Origin of the sequence: Cryobacterium sp. HLT2-28, assembly GCF_004402495.1 — a bacterium.
Classification (GTDB): Bacteria; Actinomycetota; Actinomycetes; order Actinomycetales; family Microbacteriaceae; genus Cryobacterium; species Cryobacterium mannosilyticum.
The window spans coordinates 32846-49889 of the sequence record NZ_SOFH01000020.1 but is presented as its reverse complement, the minus strand read 5'-3'; the positions used below and the strand labels follow the sequence as shown (position 1 = coordinate 49889).

The window sequence follows — 17044 nt, the reverse complement described above, 5'->3', positions numbered from 1 at the left end:
GGTGCTGGTACTTACACGCAAACAGGGGGAGAAGATCCTCATTGGTGACGACATCGTCATCACCATTCTCGACGTGCGCGGCGACAGCATCCGGATCGGGATCGACGCCCCGCGCGGTGTCGGGATCCAGCGCGACGAGGTCGTGCGCGCGGTCACCGAGGCGAACATCGCCGCCAGCCGCACCGACGGCGAAGCCGAGGCCCGGATCCTGGCGACCCTCGGCCTCCTGCCGCCTGCTGAGTAGCCCGCGTCTCCTGCGCCCGAGCGCGCGCCGGGCCCGGCCCCAGCCGCCGCCGCTCGTGGCGCGGGTTAGGGAAGCGGGCGCAGGTTCTGCGGCACGCCGGCTTCCCTAGACCGCGCCACGAGGTCGACAGCGGCCCAGGTGCCCTGTCAGGCCGGGACGTGGTCCAGGCGGGCAACGCCGATCTTCGAGTCGGCCATGCCGTAGAACACGAAGCGCACGCCGTCGATCTCCTCGATCGCGGTCGGGAAGACCACGTTCGGCACGATTCCGCTGATCTCGTCGGGCGTCTCCGCCTTGAGCAGCGGCTCACTCGTGCGTGCCAGCACGATGGTGGGGTCGTCGGCGTCGAGGATCATCGCGCCGGCTGAGTAGTTCACCTTCTGCTGTTGGGAGAACGCGCTGTCGATTGTTCCCGTGACGCCGTGGTGCATCAGCAGCCAGCCCTCCGGGACGCGCAGCGGGGCAGGCCCGCCGCCGATCTTGAGCGCCTCGAACGGGAATTCCGGTCCGGCGAGGAAGCGGTGGCCGCTCCAGAAGGTGAGCTTCGTGATGTCGGCCAGCACGTCGGCGACCGGGATGTAGCTGATCCAGATGCTCTGCCGGGTGTCGGTCACACCGGCCGGCACCCGGATGCCCTCGCCCGGCTTGACCTCGCCGAGGTCCCACATCGGGCGGTGCAGCACCGCGAAGCTCTCCACCCCGTCCGGGCTGGTGACGGGCTCGGGGAAGAAGACGGTGTCCTTGTTGTGGAACAGGTTGAGGTCCATGTCGAGTGCCTCGTCGTACTTGAACAGCACCGGGCCGAGTCGACGCCATTCGCGCAGGTCGCTGGAGACGGCGACCGCCGTGCGGGGGCCGAGCGGGCCGTACGCGACATACGTCATCACGTGCAGTCGCAGGCGGGGGATGAAGGTGACCCGGGGGTCTTCGACGCCGGCGTTGTTCGCGCCGCGTTCCCAGCCCTGGTCCGGTTCGAGCACCACGCCGTCACGTTCGACTCCGGTGGGCACGCCGTCGGTGATGATCACCTTCGCCAGGCCGACCCGGGAGACGTTCCCGGTGGCAACCAGGCGGGGGAGCAGATACAGGGTGCCGTCGGGGGTGTGGCCGCTGCCCGGGTTGAGCACGCCTTCGGCCTCGAGGTCGTTGCCCTCCTCGGGCGTCATGATGACGCCCATTCTGGTCAGGGTATAGGGGAAGTTCGCAGGGGTGGACATTTCTAACCTTTCACGCCGGAGCCGATATCGGTGGAGACAAAGTGTCGTTGGAAAACAATGAAGAGCAGGACTGCCGGGGCTGCGAGCACGCAGGCTCCGGCGAGGACGGCCCCGAAGGGATTGGCCGCGGTGGCGGCCACATTGCTGATGTAGTTGGCCAGCGCAACGGCGAGGGGCTGCATCGAGGCTTCCTTGGTGACGAGGAACGGCCAGAGGAACTCGTTCCATGGTCCGATGAACGTCAACAGCACGACGGTCAGGATCGCCGGCCGCACGAGCGGGATCGCGATCTTCGTCAGCACGGTGACCTCGCCGGCCCCGTCGATCCTCGCCGCGTCGAACAGGTCCCGGGGAACCTGCAGGAAGTACTGGCGGAAAATGATGACGGCGGTCGAGTTGATCGCGAACGGGAGGATCATGCCGAGGTAATTGTCGGCGAGCCCGTAGTCCCGGGCGATCATGACGTAGAGCGGGATCATCAGCAGCTGGAACGGCACGACCTGCACCAGGAGCACGAGTGCGAAGGTGACCCCGCGACCGCGCCACTGCAGCTGGGCCAGCGCATAGCCGACGAGCACTCCGAACACGAGGGTGCCGACGATGACGCCGCCGGTGAAGATGCCCGAGTTGAGCAGGCCCCGCATCAGGTTGATCCGGCTGTTGATGTCGGTGTAGTTCTCGAGGGTCAGGTTGGCCGGGTTCGGGAACGCGCCGCCCGGTGTCGAGTCAGGCGAGGCCTGCAGCGAACCGATGATCATGTAGTAGAACGGGAAGAGGAACGCGACCGCGCCGACCGTCAGGACGACGCCGCGGAGGATGTTCTGGCCGCGGCTCATGATTCGTCACCTCCCGCAATCTTGCGCTGGATGAACGCGATGATGAGGACTCCGATCACGAGCACGATTCCAATCGCCGAGGCAGTGCCGGGGTGGCCCTGCTCGATGCCCTTCTGGTACATGAGCAGCACGGGCGAGGTGGAGGCCCCGTTCGGGCCGCCGCCGCCGGTGAGCAGGTACGGCTCGGTGAAGAGGTTCGCGCCGGTCACGGTCGAGAGCAGGAGCACGAGCACCGTCGCGGGTCGCACGCCGGGGATCGTGACGGAGAAGAAGCTGCGCAGGGCGCCGGCGCCATCGGTCGACGCGGCCTCGTAGAGCTCCTTGGACACGCTCTGCAGCGCGGCGAGGTAGAGCAGGATGTAGAAACCCAGCTGCTTCCAGGTGACGAACAGGGCGATCGTGGGCATGGCCCAGGTCGGGCTGATCAGCCAGGACGGATCAGGGGCGAGCGGGCCGAGCAACTGGTTGACCAGGCCGCTGCCGCTGAACAGGAACAGCCACACGCCGACGACCGCGACGCTGGCGGTCACGTACGGCACGTAGTAGGCCACGCGCAGGAACGTGCGGCCGTGGACGGCCTTGTTGAGGGCGGTCGCGAGCACGAGGGAGAGCACCACGGTCAGCGGCACGTTGATCAGCAGGAAGATGCCGACGTTGCCGAACGAACGGATCACGGCCGGGTCGGAGAGCACCTCCTGGAAGTTGGCGAGTCCGACGAACGGACGGTCGACCTGGGCGCCGGGTGCGGCGAAGAAATAGTCGTGGAACGCCATGTAAACGGCGAAGACGAGCGGATACGCGAAGACGACGATGACGAAGACGAGGTACGGCGCGCTGAGCAGGAGCCCGATCGGGTTCTTGCCCAGGAGCGGGCGGTGGCGGGGGCCCCGCCCGCCGGGAGATCGAGTGGATCTCCCGGCGGCCGGCTTCGCTGTTGCGGTGGTGGACATCGGCAGTCGCTACTTCGTCGCGACCAACTGGTTGATCTTCTCGGCTGCGCCGGCAAGGGACTTCTTCACGTCACCCTCGCCGAAGATGACCGACTTGGAATAGGCGTCGCGGAAGTCCTGCCACACCTCGACCGAGTTGGACACGTTGGGAACCTCGACCGTGCGAGCGGCCTGGTCACCGAACTGCAGGTAGGCCGGGTTGGCCGTGAAGTACGCCGGGTACGCGGTCGGCAGGTCGGCGCGGATCGGCATCTGGCCGGTCAGGTCGAGGAGCTGGCCGTCCTGAGCCTTGCTGGTCGAGAACTTCAGCACGTCCCAGGCGGTGGCCTGGTTCTTGCACGACGAGTACATCGCGACGTTCTTGGCATCACTGAACGTGTAGGTCTTGTCGGCCGCAGTGCCCGCGCTGGTGGGAACGGGCACCGCACCCCAGTTGACCTTGTCCTTGTAGACCGGCACGGCCCACGGGCCGACGATCGACATGGCGGCGACGCCGTCAGCGAAGGAGTCGCTCTGGTACTTCTCCTTGCTCGCGAGACCCTCGGTGTACAGGGTCTTCCAGAACTCGGCGACCTTCACGCCGGTGGCGTCATCGAAGGTGGCCTTGCCGTTCTCGACCAGCTGCGTGCCGCCGCTCTCGGCGGCGTAGAGCGGGTAGAAGTCGAACCAGCTCTGGTAGAACTCGCTCGTCGGCGACGGGAAGATCGCGTTCTTGGCCGCGCCGCTTGAGACGAGGGTGCGGGCAGTGGCCAGGAATTCGTCGTAGGTGGCCAGCGACGGGTTCTCGGCGTCGAGCCCGGCCTTGGTGAACATGTCCTTGTTGTAGAAGATCATCACGGGGTTGGACTTCCACGGCATCTGGTAGAACTTGCCGTCATCGCTCTTGTACTGCGCGGCGTTGTCACCGCTGCGGTCTTCGATGTAGGAGGCGCCATCCTTGAAGCTGCTCAGGTCGACGAGTCCACCCTGCTTCTGGAACTGCGGCACGGCCACGGGGGCGGTGTTGTAAATCAGGCAGGGGGCGTTCCCGGCGGTGATCGCAGCGCCGATGACTTCCTCGCTGCTCTTGCCGGCCGGAATCTCCTGCGCCTTGACCTTTTCGTCCGGGTGGTCTGCGTTCCAGGCCGTCACCATCTGCTTGCCCCACTCGATCTCGCTCGAGTTGTTCGAGTACCAGATCGTGATCGGGCCGCGCGCCGTGCCGGCGTCGCCACTCGTCCCGCCGGAGGCGCAGGCGCCGAGCGCCAGTACCACGGTGGCCGAAGCGGCCGTGACGGCGAGGATCCGCCGGGTCAATCCCTTGCTGTGCATTTCTTTCTCCATTTCCTTGGATCGCAGCAGCCCTGCTGCGGGTACATTCGTGGGTCGGTAGGTGGTACGGCGGGTAAGCGGGTAGGTCGGTGCGGGCCGGTGTCGGTGAGCGCCGGTCAGTGCCGGGCCGGCGGAGCGGCCGAGCCGCGGATGATGAGCCTGGCGGCCGGCAGGTCCACGTCATCCGCGCGGCCGTGCTCCATCAGGTGAAGCAGGGTCGTCGCCGCGGCGCGGCCCCACACCGCGGGCGCAGCGCTGACGGTGGTCAACGGCGGGAACACATAGCGGCAGAAGTCGATGTCGTCGAAACCGGTGATCGAGAGGTCCTCCGGAATCCGGATGCCGAGCTCGTGCGCCACGCCGAGGCCGGCGATCGCCATCGGGTCGTTGGCGTAGACGATGGCGGTCGGCCGGATCGCCTGGCCGAGCAGCCGGCGGGTGGCGTCCGAGCCGGCCCCCACCGAGAAGTCGGTCTCCACGGTCTGCCCCTCCGGCAGCCCGGCGGCCGCCATCGCCGCCGCGAAGGCCTCGCGGCGACGGGTGCCGTGCAGCAGGTTCGGGCTGCCGGCGACGTGCGCGATCCTGCGGTGACCGAGCTCCGCGAGGTAGCGAACGGATGCCGTGACCCCCGGTGTGTCATCGACGGTGACCGCGGGGTACGGGCTGTCACCGTCGGGGCGGCCGAGGGTGACCGCGGGCAGGCCCAGTTCGGTGAGAAGCGGGATGCGGGCGTCGTTGTGGCGCAGGTCGCTGAGGAAGACCCCGTCCACCCGCCCGTCGGCGACCAGCGACCGGTAGGTCTGCAGCTCGGTCTCCTCGTTGGGCACCACGCTGAGCACGAGGGCCCGGCGTTCGGTGGAGAGGATCGATTCGACGCCGGCGATGAACGACGGGAAGAATGGGTCGGAGGCGAGAACCTCCGGGTTCCGGGCGATCACCAGACCGAGCGCGAATGAACGCTGGGTGGAGAGCGAACGAGCCCGCAGCGACGGCTTCCAGCCCAGGTCCTGGGCAACCTGGAGGATGCGCACCCGGGTTTCCGCGCCGACGCCCGGTCGGTTGTTCAGGGCGAAGGAGACAAGACCCTTGCTCACGCCGGCGGTCCTGGCCACATCGGCGATGGTCACCTTGTCAGCACTCACGGGGTCTCCTCATTGATCGCCGGCCGCGGATTGCAACCGCGGACTGAACCGGTTTAGTCAACTATACCGGTTTAGTCGACGGCGTCAAGAAGATTTCCCGCAGTCGCGGCCCGCGGCCCACTGGCCGACGATTCGAACGACCGCCAGACGCGCTTTCCCGAAACCATCACCCTGCCCAACGACGCTGTCGCCGGCGATCTCGGCTTCCGGCCGGAGGGAATCGTGGTGAAGGGGAACACGGCCTATGCCGGCTCCCTGGTCGACGGCACGATAGTCACCGCGAACCTCCGAACCGGTCAAACCGCACCCCTGGTCGCTGCCGACGGCGACCCGGCGGTCGGCCTCAAGATCGCCGGTCCTCTGCTCCTCGTCGCCGGCGGGCCCTCAGGCGAACTCCGCGCCTACGATCGCCGGTCCGGCGCGGAGGTCGCGGTTCGCCACATCCCGGAAGCCGGCTTCGTGAATGACCTCACCGTCGCCGGCGGCACCGCCTACTTCACCGACTCCCAGCGGGCCGTGATCTATGCGCTCCCAGTGGACGGAGACACCGTCGGCGAGCCGCGGGAGATCCCGCTCGGCGGTGACTTCGCGCTCGCGCCTCCAGGCTCCTTCAACGGGAACGGCATCGCCGCGTTCGACGAGGACACTCTCATCCTGGGGCAGTCCGCCGATCCGGACGGCTCAGGCAGCGCCCTGTACCTGGTCGACGTGCCGAACGGTGAGGCCACCCGGATCACAATCACGGGTGGTGACGTGACCGCCGCCGATGGGCTGCTGCTCCAGGGCCGCACGCTCTACGTCGTCCAGAACCGCGAGAACAGCATCGCCCAATTCCGCCTGTCCGCGGACGGAACGGAGGCGAGGTTCGTCCGTACCCTCACGGATCCTGATTTCGACGTCCCCACCACCATCGACTTCGGTCCGCGCGGCGACCTGTACGCCGTCAACGCGCGGTTCGGAACCCCGGGCACAGACTCCGTGGCCTACGAGATCGTGCGCGTCCAAAGGTAGGGCAGGTGTGCCGGGAACGGGGGGAGTCCGCCCTCGACCCGCCCGGGCCTCGGAACCCATTGAAGGCCGCTGCGGGCAGGCCTATGGTGAATCCACCATGGACTGGTTCACTGCGGGAGACTACGAGATCGCGCGGCAGGTTTTGCAGCACGGCGTTGCCGCGTGCTACCTGATCGGCTTCATCTCGGCCGTCAACCAATTCCCGGCACTGCTTGGAGAGCACGGTCTGCTCCCCGTGCCGGGATTCGTCTCCCGCATCACTTTCCGGCAGTCGCCGAGCCTGTTCCACTGGCGGTACTCCGACCGGATGCTGCGGGTCCTGGCCTGGTCCGGCGCGGCCCTGTCCGCCTTGCTGGTGGCCGGGCTGCCACAGCTCGGACCGCCCTGGCTGCCGCTGGTCGCCTTCCTGCTGCTCTGGGCCGGTTACCTGTCCATCGTCAACGTCGGCCAGACGTTCTACTCGTTCGGCTGGGAGAGCCTGCTGCTCGAGGCCGGCTTCGTGATGGCCTTCCTCGGTTCGAACGAGGTCGCGCCGCCGATCACCGTGATCATCTTCTGCCGCTGGCTGCTGTTCCGGCTCGAATTCGGCGCCGGGATGATCAAGATCCGCGGCGGGCGGGAGTGGCGCGACCTGACCGCACTGTTCTACCACCACGAGACCCAGCCGATGCCGAACCCGGTCAGCTGGTTCGTGCACAACCTGCCGAAGTGGTTCCACCGCGGCGAGGTGCTCGGCAATCACTTCGCGCAGCTCGTGGTGCCGTTCTTGCTCTTCGCGCCCCAACCGGTCGCATCCGTCGCCGCCGTGGTCATCGTGCTGACCCAGCTCTGGCTCGTGTTCACCGGCAATTTCGCCTGGTTGAACTGGGTCACGATCGTGCTCGCCTTCTCCGCCATCGACGACAACGCGTTCCGCGCCGTGCTGCCCGGGATCCCGGCGCCGGCCGAGTCCCCGGCCGCACCGATCTGGTTCGTCGCGGTGGTGCTGGCCGCCACGCTCTTCCTGCTGGTGCTCAGCTACCGGCCCTTCCGCAACCTTTTCGCCCGCCGGCAGCTGATGAACGCAAGCTTCAATCGCTACCACCTGGTGAACGCCTACGGTGCCTTCGGCACGGTCACCAGGGAACGGTTCGAGGTTGTCGTCGAGGGCAGCGACGCGGCCGACCCTGGCGACGAGACCGGCTGGCTCGCCTACGAGTTCCGGGGCAAGCCGGGGGCACCGGGGCGGATGCCGCGCCAATTCGCTCCCTACCACCTGCGCCTGGACTGGCTCATGTGGTTCCTCGCCCTGGGCGCACGGGACACCCGCTGGTTCGAGACCTTCCTGGTCCGGCTGCTCGAGGGCGACCGCCCCACCCTGCGGATGCTGCGGGTGAACCCGTTCCCGGATGCCCCGCCCCGGCAGATCCGCGCCCGCGTCTACCTGTACCGGTTTTCGACCCCGGCGGAACGCCGGGCCTCCCACGACTGGTGGATTCGATCGGAGGTCGGCCTCCTCGTCGCGCCGGTGTCCCTCGCCGGTCGGGCCCGTGCCTGACGTCAACGTCGTGGGGGCCGGGCCCAACGGGCTCGCCGCGGCGGTGGTGCTGGCCAGGGCGGGGCTCTCTGTGCACGTCACCGAGCTGGCCGGAACGGCCGGCGGGGCGCTCCGCACCGAAGAACTGACCCTGCCCGGGTTCCGGCACGACGTCGGCTCGGCGGTGCACCCGGCGGCGCTCGCCTCCCCGTTCTTCCTCGCGTTCGGGCTCACCGCCCGGGTGCCGTTCATCATCCCGGAGGTGTCCTACGCGCATCCCCTCGACGCCGCGCGGGCGGCCGTGGCCTACCGCAGCCTGGACCGCACGGCGGACGGACTCGGTCGGGGCGGACACGCCTGGGCCCGGCTGTTCCAGCCGGTGCTCAACCGTCTCGACGGCGTCGTCGCCCTGACTGGCAACCAGCTGCTCCGCTGGCCCGACGACCCGGTCGCTGCCCTCGTCTTCGGCCTGCGGGTCGCAGGCCTCGGCACGGAACTCCAGCGCGGGATCCTCCGCGGCGAGTCGGCGCAGGCACTGTTCGCCGGGGTGGCCGCACACGCGCCCGGGCGCCAGCCGTCGCTGGCCACCGCCGGCGCCGGGCTGCTCCTCGCCGCTCACGCCCACGCGGCCGGCTGGGGCTACCCGGTCGGCGGGTCGCAGGCCATTGCCGACGCGATGGTCGCCGACATCATCGTGCACGGGGGCCGGTTCGACCTCGGCCGGGAGGTGCGGGTCCCCGGCGATCTGGCGCCGGCCCGGGTGACCCTGCTCGACACCTCACCGGCCTTCCTGGACCGGTTCGCCGGGGATTCCCTGCCGACCGGGTACCGGCGGGCGCTGGCACGCTTCCACTACGGCAGCGGGATCGCGAAGCTCGACGTCGCCCTGTCCGGCCCGGTACCGTGGGCGAACCCCGAGCTCGTCCTCGCGCCGACGGTTCACCTCGGCGGCAGCCGGGCCGACGTGATCGGAGCGGAACGGGAGGTGGCGCGCGGGCGGTTGCCGGAGCACCCGTTCGTGCTGGTCACCCAGCCGAGCGTGCTCGACTCGACCAGGGCGCCGAACGGACGGCAGGTGCTCTGGGCCTACACGCATGTTCCGCCGGGGTCGGATGCCGACCGGTCGGAGGCCATCGTGCGGCGGATCGAGGAGTTCGCACCCGGGTTCCGGGACACCATCCTGGCGACCGCATCCTCCACCGCGCGGGGGATGAGCCAGGTCGACCCGAACCTCGTCGGCGGGGACATCCTCGGCGGGCAGGTCACCCTGCGGCAACTCGTCAAACGGCCGGTGGTGTCGACCCGGCCGTGGAAGACGCCCGTGCCCGGCCTCTACCTCTGCTCGGCATCGACGCCGCCCGGACCGGCCGTACACGGCATGAACGGCTGGCACGCGGCCACCCTTGTCCTGCGCGACGAGTTCGGCATCCGGGAATCGCCCGCCCTGGCGCCGTGAACCGCCTGGCACCGGGCCTCGGCGCTCAGTCGTCGTCGGGCAGCCAGGAGGCTTCGCCCGGCTCGCCCAGCCGGGTGGCGCGCAGCTTGTCGATGTCCCGCCGCTCGCGCTTCGTCGGCCGCCCGGCACCGCGGTCGCGCATCGGCACCAGGGCCACCTCTTCGCGGGGCGGCGGCGGGGGAGTCTGGTCGACGAAGCACTCGACGGCCACCGCGGCACCCACCCGCTTGCTGACGATCCGGGAGACGATCAGGATGCGGTCGAAACCGTTGCTGCGCACCCGCACCTCGTCACCGATCCGCACGGGCTGCGCCGACTTGGCGCGGTCGCCGTTCACCCGCACGTGCCCGGCCCGGCAGGCGGCCGTGGCGGACGAACGGGTCTTGAACATGCGCACCGCCCAGGTCCAGCTGTCGACGCGGGCGGTCATCACGGGGTCCATCCCTCGACTCTACGACCACGGACTCGGCGACCACGCCGGGGCGCCGCAGCGGGGCCGGTTCAGCGGCCGACCAGCACCCAGCCGATGAGCAGCATCGTGACGAGGAAGCCGGTGACGAAGTTGAGCCAGAGGAATCGCTTCCAGCCGGCGTTGGCGGCCTCCGCGCGGCCGTCCGTGACCGACCGGAACGGCCAGGCCGCCACGATGTAGGGCACCGCGAGCACGACGGCGAGGGCTCCCGGCCAGCCGGCGCCCAGCATCAGCAGCCCGGCAACGGCCCAGAGGGCGATCGCGAGACGCACGGTGCGTGCCGCACCGAGGGCGGTGGCGATCGAGGCGATCCCGCCCTCCCGGTCCGGTACGACATCCTGCACCGCGCCGAAGGCGTGGCTGGCCATGCCCCAGAAGAAGAAGGCCACGAGGAGGGCCAGCAGGCCGGGGGTGACGGTGGCTCCGGCGACGACGAGGCCGTACACCGCCGGGCTCACGAAGTGCGTGCTCGAGGTCATCGAATCCACGAACGGACGCTCCTTGAACCGAAGCCCGGGCACCGAATAGGCCACGACCGCGAACAGGCTGATCGCCAGCACGAGCCAGGACAACGGATGCTGCGCCCCGGCGAGCACGAGCATCGCGACGAGCACGGGCACCGCCGTCAGCACCCCGGCCGCAAGCACGGTGCGGTGCAGGCCCGGGTCGAGCATCGCCCCCTCGACACCGCCCTTGCGCGGGTTGCGCAGGTCGGATTCGTAGTCGAAGACGTCATTGATGCCGTACATCAGCAGGTTGTAGGGGATCAGGAAGAACAGGGTGCCCACCACGAGGAGGGCATCCACCCGCCCGGTCGTCACGACGTAGGCGGCCGCGAACGGGAACGCGGTGTTGATCCAGCTCAGTGGGCGGGAGGACAGCAGCACCTGCCGGGTCTTCCACAGCGTCGACGTGGCCATCTCAGTCATCCGTTCTCCCCAGCAGTGCCCAGAGCGCCGGCAGCAGGAGCGCCGCGGCGACCGGGTAGGCGAAATCCTCGATCGGGGCAAGGCCGAGGCGGAGCCCGTTGATCCGGTCCGGATCGTAATCGACCAGCCCGATCCCGATCATAATGTTGTCGAAGACCGCTGTGAGCACCAGCACGCCGAGGAGCGCGATCGCCAGTGACGGCAGGATCCGCCGGTACCCGGGCCGGAGCCGGACTGCGACGGCGGCGACCACGGCGGCAACGAGGAGGAACACGGCGTTCAGCAGCAGGTAGGTCACCGGTGCGGCCGCACCCTCGCGGTGCGCGCGTCCCGCAGCAGCCGCGCGCCCTGCACGGCGTTCATCGTCAGGTAGCAGAGGAAGGCGAGAAAGAAGAACTCCTCCAGCGGCAGCTCAGGGGCCAGCTGCAGGCCCGTCATCAGCGTCGTCTCGCCTCGGTAGAAGATGCCGAGGCCGATCCCGGCCAGGTCCCAGGCCAGGAACAAGACCAGGCCGGCACCCAGCACGATCGCGGCGCGTTTCGGTCCCCGCCAGAAGAACAGCCGGAAGCGCCGGTCGAGCAGCACCATCGCGCCGAGCGACACGAGCAGGGTGAGCAGGTAGGCGAACGTCACTGCGTTTTCGATTGCGTCGGCGACGGCGTTTTCGGCGCCGCCGGCCGAGGCCGCGCAAGCGGTTCCGGAAGCGGCCCCGTGCTCGTGTCCGCTCGAACCCGCTTGAGCAGGATCTCGGCACTGATCAGGCACATCGGCAGGCCGATCCCGGGGATCGTCGTACCGCCCGCGTAGAACAGGCCGTCGATCTTCGAGGAGGCGTTCGAGCCGCGCAGGAACGCGCTCTGACGCAGGGTGTGCGCGGGGCCGAGGGCACCGCCGTGCCAGGAGTTGAGGTCCTCCGCGAAATCGGCCGGGCCCACCGTGCGCCGCACCACGATCCGTTCGGCCAGGTCGGGGATCCCCGCCCACTCGCTGAGCTGGGCGATCGTGTCGTCGGCGATCTTCTCGATCGCCGCGGAGCCGGCGCCGTCGACGCCGCCGCGGCCGAGGCCGGGGTCGGCGGGAATCGGCACCAGGAGGAACATGTTCGAGTACCCGTCCGGGGCCACTCCGGGGTCGGTCACGCTGGGCAGGCAGGCGTAGAACGACGCCGGCGAGGCGACGCTCGGCTTCTTGCCGAAGATCCGGCCGAAGTTCTCGCCCCAGTCCCTGGTGAAGAACAGGGTGTGGTGCTCGAGCTGGGGCAGTTCGCCCCGGATGCCGAGCATCACCAGCACGGCGCCCGGCCCCGACACCCGCTTCTGCCACCAGCGCTCGGGGTAGGTCTGCTTGCCGGCCGGCACGAGCTCGGTCTCGGTGTGGTGCAGGTCGGCGGCGGAAACGACCTGGTCGGCGTCCAACTCGACGATGGTGCCGTCGAATGTCTGGTAACTGACCCCGGTCACGGCGCTCTTCACGCCGTCCGTGGTGCGGATCCGGGTCACCCGGGCGCCGGTGATCACCTGGACGCCCTCCGCCACGGCGATGTCGGCGATGCTGTCGATCAGCCTAGTGAAGCCGCCCTGCGGGTAGAGCACCCCGTCGGCGAGGTCGAGATGGCTCATCAGGTGGTACATCGACGGGGTCTGGTCGGGGGAGGAGCCGAGGAACACGGCCGGGTAGCCGAGGATCTGCCGCAACCGCGGGTCCTTCAGATAGCCGGCCGCGAACTTGTCCAGCGGCTGCAGGAGCAGGCGGGCCAACCGGCCGAGCCGCGCCAGCACATCCGGCACCAGCAGGGGCCGGAACGACGCGAAGGTGGTGTAGAGGAAGCGTTTCACGGCCATCTCGTAGGTCTCTTTTGCCGAGACGAGGTACCGGTCGAGCGCCGCACCGGCACCGGGCTCCAGGCGTTCGAAGAGACGGATGTTGTCGGCCCGGTCGGCGGCGATGTCGACCGGCTCCGGCTGGTCCTCGAAGTAGACCCGGTAGCCGGGGTCGAGCCGGGTCAGGGTGAACTGCTCGGCCGTGCTCGTGCCGAAGAGGCGGAAGAAGTGGTCGAACACCTCCGGCATCAGATACCAGCTCGGCCCGGTCTCGAACCGGAAGCCGTCGACGTTCCAGGAGCCGGCGCGTCCGCCGAGGCCATCCTGCGCCTCGAGCAGGGTGACGTCGTGGCCGTTCCGGGCGAGCAGGGCGGCGCTGGCGAGCCCCGCGATACCACCGCCGATGACGACGGTGTGCGGGGTTCCGTTCGTCATCGTTTCCACGCCTGGGGGCCGAACGATGCGCCGAGGGCAATCATGATCTTCTCCGGATCCGGCACCCGCACTCGGGCGCTCATCAATTCTCGTGCGGGGGTTGCCCGCAGTTTGGTGGACAGGCGGGCGAAGAGCCCGTGGGCCGCGGTGACGGCGCGCCGGCTTCCCCGTGGAAGCATCGGGAGCACCCGTTCGGCCGCGGCGAGGTCCGCGTCCATGTCATCGAGGAGCACGTTCTTCTCCTCGTCCGTCATCGTGAGCATGCTCACTCCGGGGAAGTAGTTGCGCCCGAGGGCGTCCCGGTCCGCGGCCAGGTCCCGGAGGAAGTTCACCTTCTGGAACGCGGCGCCGAGGCTGCGGGCGCCGGTCTCCAGCACGGCGAGGTCGGCCTGCGTGCGCGGCGTGTCCTGGATGAAGCAGCGCAGGCACATCAGCCCGATCACCTCGGCGGAACCGTAGATGTATTCGGCGACGCCGACCGCGTCGAACGGGGTCTGGTCGAGGTCCCGGCGCATCGAGGCGAAGAACGGCGCGATCAGGCCGGTTTCGATCCCGGTCTCCCGTGCAGTGGCGGCGAAGGCGTGCACGACCAGGTTGGTGCTGAAACCGCGGGTGATGGCCTGGGTCGTTTCCCGTTCGAGGCCGTCGAGCAGCGCCCGCTGCTCATCGACGCTCAGTCCGGCCTGGCTGGCCGCTCCGTCGACGATCTCGTCGGCGATCCGCACCAGGGCGTAGATGGTGCGGACCTGGCTGCGCACGCGGGGTTCCAGCAGGCGGGCCGCCAGGCCGAAAGAAGTGGAGTAGTGGCCGATCACTGTCGCCGAGCTGGCGCGGGCCGCCCGGTTGTAGATGCCGATCTCGGTCTTCGGTGCGGGGGTGCGGCGGCTCATCGCGTGCGATTCACGGCCGTGCCGGCCAGCGTCGTGAGGTGGCTGCGCAACGGCTCCGGGATGACCGGGGTATCGAGGGCAGCGACGGCGCGGTCGGCGTGGCTCCGGGCCAGGGCATCCGCGGCGTCGAGCGCCCCGCAGTCCCGCAGTCGCTGCCTCACCTCCGCTGCCTCCTCCTCGGAGAGGTCGGCCTTGCCGATGAACGGCGCGATGTCGGGCCAGGCAGCGGTCGCGCCGGCGTGGGCGGTCAGGGCGGTCTGCTTGCCCTCGCGCAGGTCGGAGACCACGCTCTTGCCCGTCTTCGCCGGGTCACCGAACACACCGAGGATGTCGTCGGTCAGCTGGAAGGCCACGCCGATCAGCCGGCCGAATTGCCCCAGCACGCTGATTGCCTCCGTCGACGCGCCGGCCAGGACGGCCCCGGCCTGCAGCGGGGCCTCGAACGAGTACACGGCCGTCTTCTGCTCGAGGGTGAAGACCACCTGTTCGACCGACAGCGGTTGCTTCGACGTCGTGTTCGTCACGTCGGCCAGTTCGCCCGCGGCGCTGACGAACACGGCGCGGTCGAGCAGGTCGAGCAGCCGGCCGCGGAGTTCCCGTTCGACCGGCAGCATCGCCAGGGCCCGATGGGCCTCACTGAGGGCAAGGTCGCCGGCGAGGATGGCGGCGGTGGCGGCCCAGGTGTCCGCCTGGGTGCTCACTGCCCCGTGGGCGAGCGCCCGTTCGGTGAACCGGCCGGCGATGTTGGCCACGCCGCGCCGGGCCAGGTCGCGGTCGATCACGTCGTCGTGGATGACGAAGGCGGTGTGCAGCAGTTCGAAGCTCACCGCGACCGGTGTGGCGAGGCTGAGGTCGGTGCCGCCGAGTCCGGTGAACGCGGCCAGGACGAGCGCGGGTCGCACCCGTTTTCCTCCGGTGCTGGCCTGTTCCAGGCAGTCCCAGAGCGCGACGTAGTGCTCGCCGTAGTCACTTGCACGCAGCCGGGACGCGGCGAAGAATCGTTCCAGTTCCGTGCCGACCCCGATGGTCGCGATGTCAGGTAGCAAAGCCGGTCAGCTCCTTCAATTGAAGTCCCAGCCAGGGGCTGAACGCCCACGGCAGGTCCAGGACCGAGCGGCGGAGCGTGGCCGGGTCGACCCAGGCGAACTCCACGACCTCGTCGGGGTTCGGAATCGGGTCCCCGCTGGCGGTGGCGAGGTAGACCGGGCAGATCTCGTTTTCGACGATTCCGCTGCTGTCCACCGCGCGGTAGCGGAAATCGGGGAGGGTCACCGTCACGTCGTCGAGGTCGAGGCCGAGTTCGAACCGGGCACGGCGGTCGATGGCGTCGGGTATCGATTCATGGGGGAGCGGGTGTCCGCAGAACGAATTGGTCCACACTCCGGGCCAGGTCTTCTTGGCCAGGGCCCGGCGGGTGATGAGCACCTGTCCGAGCGGATTCAGCACGTAGCAGGAGAACGCAAGGTGGAGGGGGGTGTCGGGGCCGTGGATGGTGCTCTTCGGGGCCGTTCCGATGGCTGATCCGGTCTCATCCACGAGCACAACCTGTTCCGCGAGCAGTTCGATCTGCGCCATGACCGCCCCTTTCTGTCCTTGGATCCACGATACTCGGAAAAGTATCTAACTAGGTTAGCTAGTTGTGAGGCTAGCATGGGGGAATGTCATCACCAGCAGCCTCGCCAGCGCCGGACGCCTCGCCACCGCCGGGCCCCTATTGGGACGGCATGCACGGTGACGGCCCCGACAGCGCCGGCGCGGTGTTGAAGGCGGTTCGCGAATTCCGCGGAACGGATGCCTCCATGCGTCGCCGCACGCAGGCCGCGCTCGCCATCAACGAAACGGACCTGCTCGCCATTCGCCACCTGATCAGGGCCGAGCGCGCGGGGGAGTCGATCGGCCCGACCGAGCTGAGCGCCCGCCTCGGGATCACCTCGGCTGCCACGGCCAAACTTCTGTCCAGGCTGGCAAGCTCCGGTCACATCAGCCGGGAACCGCACGCCGTCGATCGGCGAGCCCAGGTCGTGCACGTGAGCCCGCGCGCCCACCGGGAGGTCAAGCGGGCGCTGGGTGGGGTGCACCAGCGGATGATCGACGTCGCGGACGAGTTGAGCGTCGCCGACCGGCGTGCCGTGATCGGATTCCTGCGGGAGCTGGGCGCAGCGATGACGCCGGACGAGTCCTCCTCGCCCGCGCGGCCGCACTAGCCTGAACGGCATCGCCTACGCTGGATCAGTGCCGACTCCCGCAGCAACCCATGTCACCACCCTCCTCGCCTCCTACCCGGACTTCCCCCAGCCGGGCATCCTGTTCCGCGACCTGAACCCCGTCTTCGCCGATGCGGCCGCATTCCGCGCCCTCATCGATGAGCTCGCCGGCCGGTTCGCGGGGGAGTTCGACGCCGTCGCCGGCATCGAGGCGCGCGGCTTCCTGCTCGCCGCGGCCGTCGGCTACGCGGCCGACGTCGCGGTGCTCGCCGTGCGCAAGGGCGGCAAACTTCCCGGCGCCGTCCTGAGCGAGGAATACGACCTGGAATACGGTTCGGCCTGCCTCGAACTCGAAATCGGCCAGCTCGCTGCCGGGTCCCGGGTGCTCGTCCTGGACGACGTGCTGGCCACGGGCGGCACGATCGCCGCGACCTCCCGTCTGATCGAGCGCGCCGGCTACGCCCTGGCCGGCGTGGGCGTGGTGCTCGAGCTCACCGAGCTCGCGGGCCGCGGCCGCCTCGGCGACGCCGCGGTGCATGCCATCGTGGCTCTCTGACCTGACCTGACCTGACCTGACCTGACCTGACCTGACCTGCCCGTCCCGCCGTCGT

At 69.2% G+C, this 17044-nt stretch carries 19 protein-coding genes; 6 read left to right on the top strand and 13 right to left on the bottom strand.

Annotated features, from left to right (window positions below):
• Position 1: 1 nt before the first annotated feature.
• Positions 2-244, top strand: a complete 243-nt coding sequence (csrA, locus tag E3O48_RS09590; protein ID WP_134538366.1) for a carbon storage regulator CsrA — start codon at positions 2-4, stop codon at positions 242-244.
• A gap of 146 nt (positions 245-390) precedes the next feature.
• Here csrA and E3O48_RS09585 read toward each other — a convergent pair whose 3' ends face one another.
• From E3O48_RS09585 to E3O48_RS09565, 5 genes are all read right to left on the bottom strand, one after another.
• Entirely contained in the window at positions 391-1461 is a 1071-nt protein-coding gene (locus E3O48_RS09585; RefSeq protein ID WP_134538364.1) for a glycosidase, read from the bottom strand.
• A gap of 2 nt (positions 1462-1463) precedes the next feature.
• Entirely contained in the window at positions 1464-2297 is an 834-nt protein-coding gene (locus tag E3O48_RS09580) for a carbohydrate ABC transporter permease (RefSeq protein ID WP_134538362.1), read from the bottom strand.
• Complete coding sequence (locus E3O48_RS09575) at positions 2294-3247, bottom strand: carbohydrate ABC transporter permease (RefSeq protein WP_134508550.1); 954 nt, start codon at positions 3245-3247, stop codon at positions 2294-2296. The genes E3O48_RS09580 and E3O48_RS09575 overlap by 4 nt, the downstream gene beginning before the upstream one ends.
• 9 nt (positions 3248-3256) lie before the next feature.
• Positions 3257-4558 carry an extracellular solute-binding protein gene (locus tag E3O48_RS09570; RefSeq protein WP_370249640.1) on the bottom strand — a complete coding sequence of 434 codons (1302 nt, stop codon included), beginning with the start codon at positions 4556-4558 and terminating at the stop codon, positions 3257-3259.
• Positions 4559-4674: 116 nt separating this feature from the next.
• Complete coding sequence (locus E3O48_RS09565) at positions 4675-5700, bottom strand: LacI family DNA-binding transcriptional regulator (protein WP_134538360.1); 1026 nt, start codon at positions 5698-5700, stop codon at positions 4675-4677.
• Positions 5701-5925: 225 nt separating this feature from the next.
• Here E3O48_RS09565 and E3O48_RS09560 point away from each other — a divergent pair, with 225 nt between their 5' ends.
• The 3 genes from E3O48_RS09560 (at position 5926) to E3O48_RS09550 (ending at position 9683) form a co-directional block, all read left to right on the top strand.
• Complete coding sequence (locus E3O48_RS09560) at positions 5926-6711, top strand: superoxide dismutase (protein WP_134538358.1); 786 nt, start codon at positions 5926-5928, stop codon at positions 6709-6711.
• A 97-nt stretch (positions 6712-6808) separates the two neighbouring features.
• Positions 6809-8248, top strand: coding sequence for a lipase maturation factor family protein (locus E3O48_RS09555; RefSeq protein WP_134538356.1), 1440 nt, complete (start codon positions 6809-6811; stop codon positions 8246-8248).
• The gene (locus E3O48_RS09550) at positions 8241-9683 is read left to right on the top strand and encodes an NAD(P)/FAD-dependent oxidoreductase (protein WP_134508542.1); all 1443 of its coding nucleotides are present in this window, start codon (positions 8241-8243) and stop codon (positions 9681-9683) included. Before E3O48_RS09555 ends, E3O48_RS09550 begins: the two co-directional genes overlap by 8 nt.
• Positions 9684-9708: 25 nt before the next feature.
• On the opposite strand, the gene E3O48_RS09545 is transcribed toward E3O48_RS09550, so the two are convergent.
• The 8 genes from E3O48_RS09545 to idi are packed head-to-tail and all read right to left on the bottom strand — an operon-like array spanning position 9709 to position 15804.
• Positions 9709-10125 carry an RNA-binding S4 domain-containing protein gene (locus E3O48_RS09545; protein WP_134508540.1) on the bottom strand — a complete coding sequence of 139 codons (417 nt, stop codon included), beginning with the start codon at positions 10123-10125 and terminating at the stop codon, positions 9709-9711.
• A 59-nt stretch (positions 10126-10184) separates the two neighbouring features.
• Complete coding sequence (locus E3O48_RS09540; protein ID WP_134538354.1) at positions 10185-11084, bottom strand: prenyltransferase; 900 nt, start codon at positions 11082-11084, stop codon at positions 10185-10187.
• Entirely contained in the window at positions 11077-11382 is a 306-nt protein-coding gene (locus E3O48_RS09535) for a lycopene cyclase domain-containing protein (protein WP_134508536.1), read from the bottom strand. The genes E3O48_RS09540 and E3O48_RS09535 overlap by 8 nt, the downstream gene beginning before the upstream one ends.
• Positions 11379-11717 carry a lycopene cyclase domain-containing protein gene (locus tag E3O48_RS09530; protein WP_134538352.1) on the bottom strand — a complete coding sequence of 113 codons (339 nt, stop codon included), beginning with the start codon at positions 11715-11717 and terminating at the stop codon, positions 11379-11381. The genes E3O48_RS09535 and E3O48_RS09530 overlap by 4 nt, the downstream gene beginning before the upstream one ends.
• Entirely contained in the window at positions 11714-13339 is a 1626-nt protein-coding gene (crtI, locus tag E3O48_RS09525; RefSeq protein WP_134538350.1) for a phytoene desaturase family protein, read from the bottom strand. The genes E3O48_RS09530 and crtI overlap by 4 nt, the downstream gene beginning before the upstream one ends.
• On the bottom strand, positions 13336-14229 hold the full coding sequence (locus E3O48_RS09520) for a squalene/phytoene synthase family protein (protein WP_134508530.1): 894 nt from the start codon (positions 14227-14229) through the stop codon (positions 13336-13338). Before E3O48_RS09520 ends, crtI begins: the two co-directional genes overlap by 4 nt.
• The gene (locus E3O48_RS09515) at positions 14226-15275 is read right to left on the bottom strand and encodes a polyprenyl synthetase family protein (RefSeq protein WP_241982483.1); all 1050 of its coding nucleotides are present in this window, start codon (positions 15273-15275) and stop codon (positions 14226-14228) included. Before E3O48_RS09515 ends, E3O48_RS09520 begins: the two co-directional genes overlap by 4 nt.
• Positions 15265-15804, bottom strand: a complete 540-nt coding sequence (gene idi / locus E3O48_RS09510; RefSeq protein WP_134538348.1) for an isopentenyl-diphosphate Delta-isomerase — start codon at positions 15802-15804, stop codon at positions 15265-15267. Before idi ends, E3O48_RS09515 begins: the two co-directional genes overlap by 11 nt.
• A gap of 83 nt (positions 15805-15887) precedes the next feature.
• Here idi and E3O48_RS09505 point away from each other — a divergent pair, with 83 nt between their 5' ends.
• Both E3O48_RS09505 and E3O48_RS09500 read left to right on the top strand, forming a co-directional pair.
• Entirely contained in the window at positions 15888-16433 is a 546-nt protein-coding gene (locus tag E3O48_RS09505; RefSeq protein WP_134538346.1) for a MarR family winged helix-turn-helix transcriptional regulator, read from the top strand.
• A 28-nt stretch (positions 16434-16461) separates the two neighbouring features.
• Positions 16462-16989 (top strand): adenine phosphoribosyltransferase, encoded by a 528-nt coding sequence (locus E3O48_RS09500; protein WP_134508525.1) that lies wholly within the window; start codon positions 16462-16464, stop codon positions 16987-16989.
• The last annotated feature ends 55 nt before the right edge of the window (positions 16990-17044 follow it).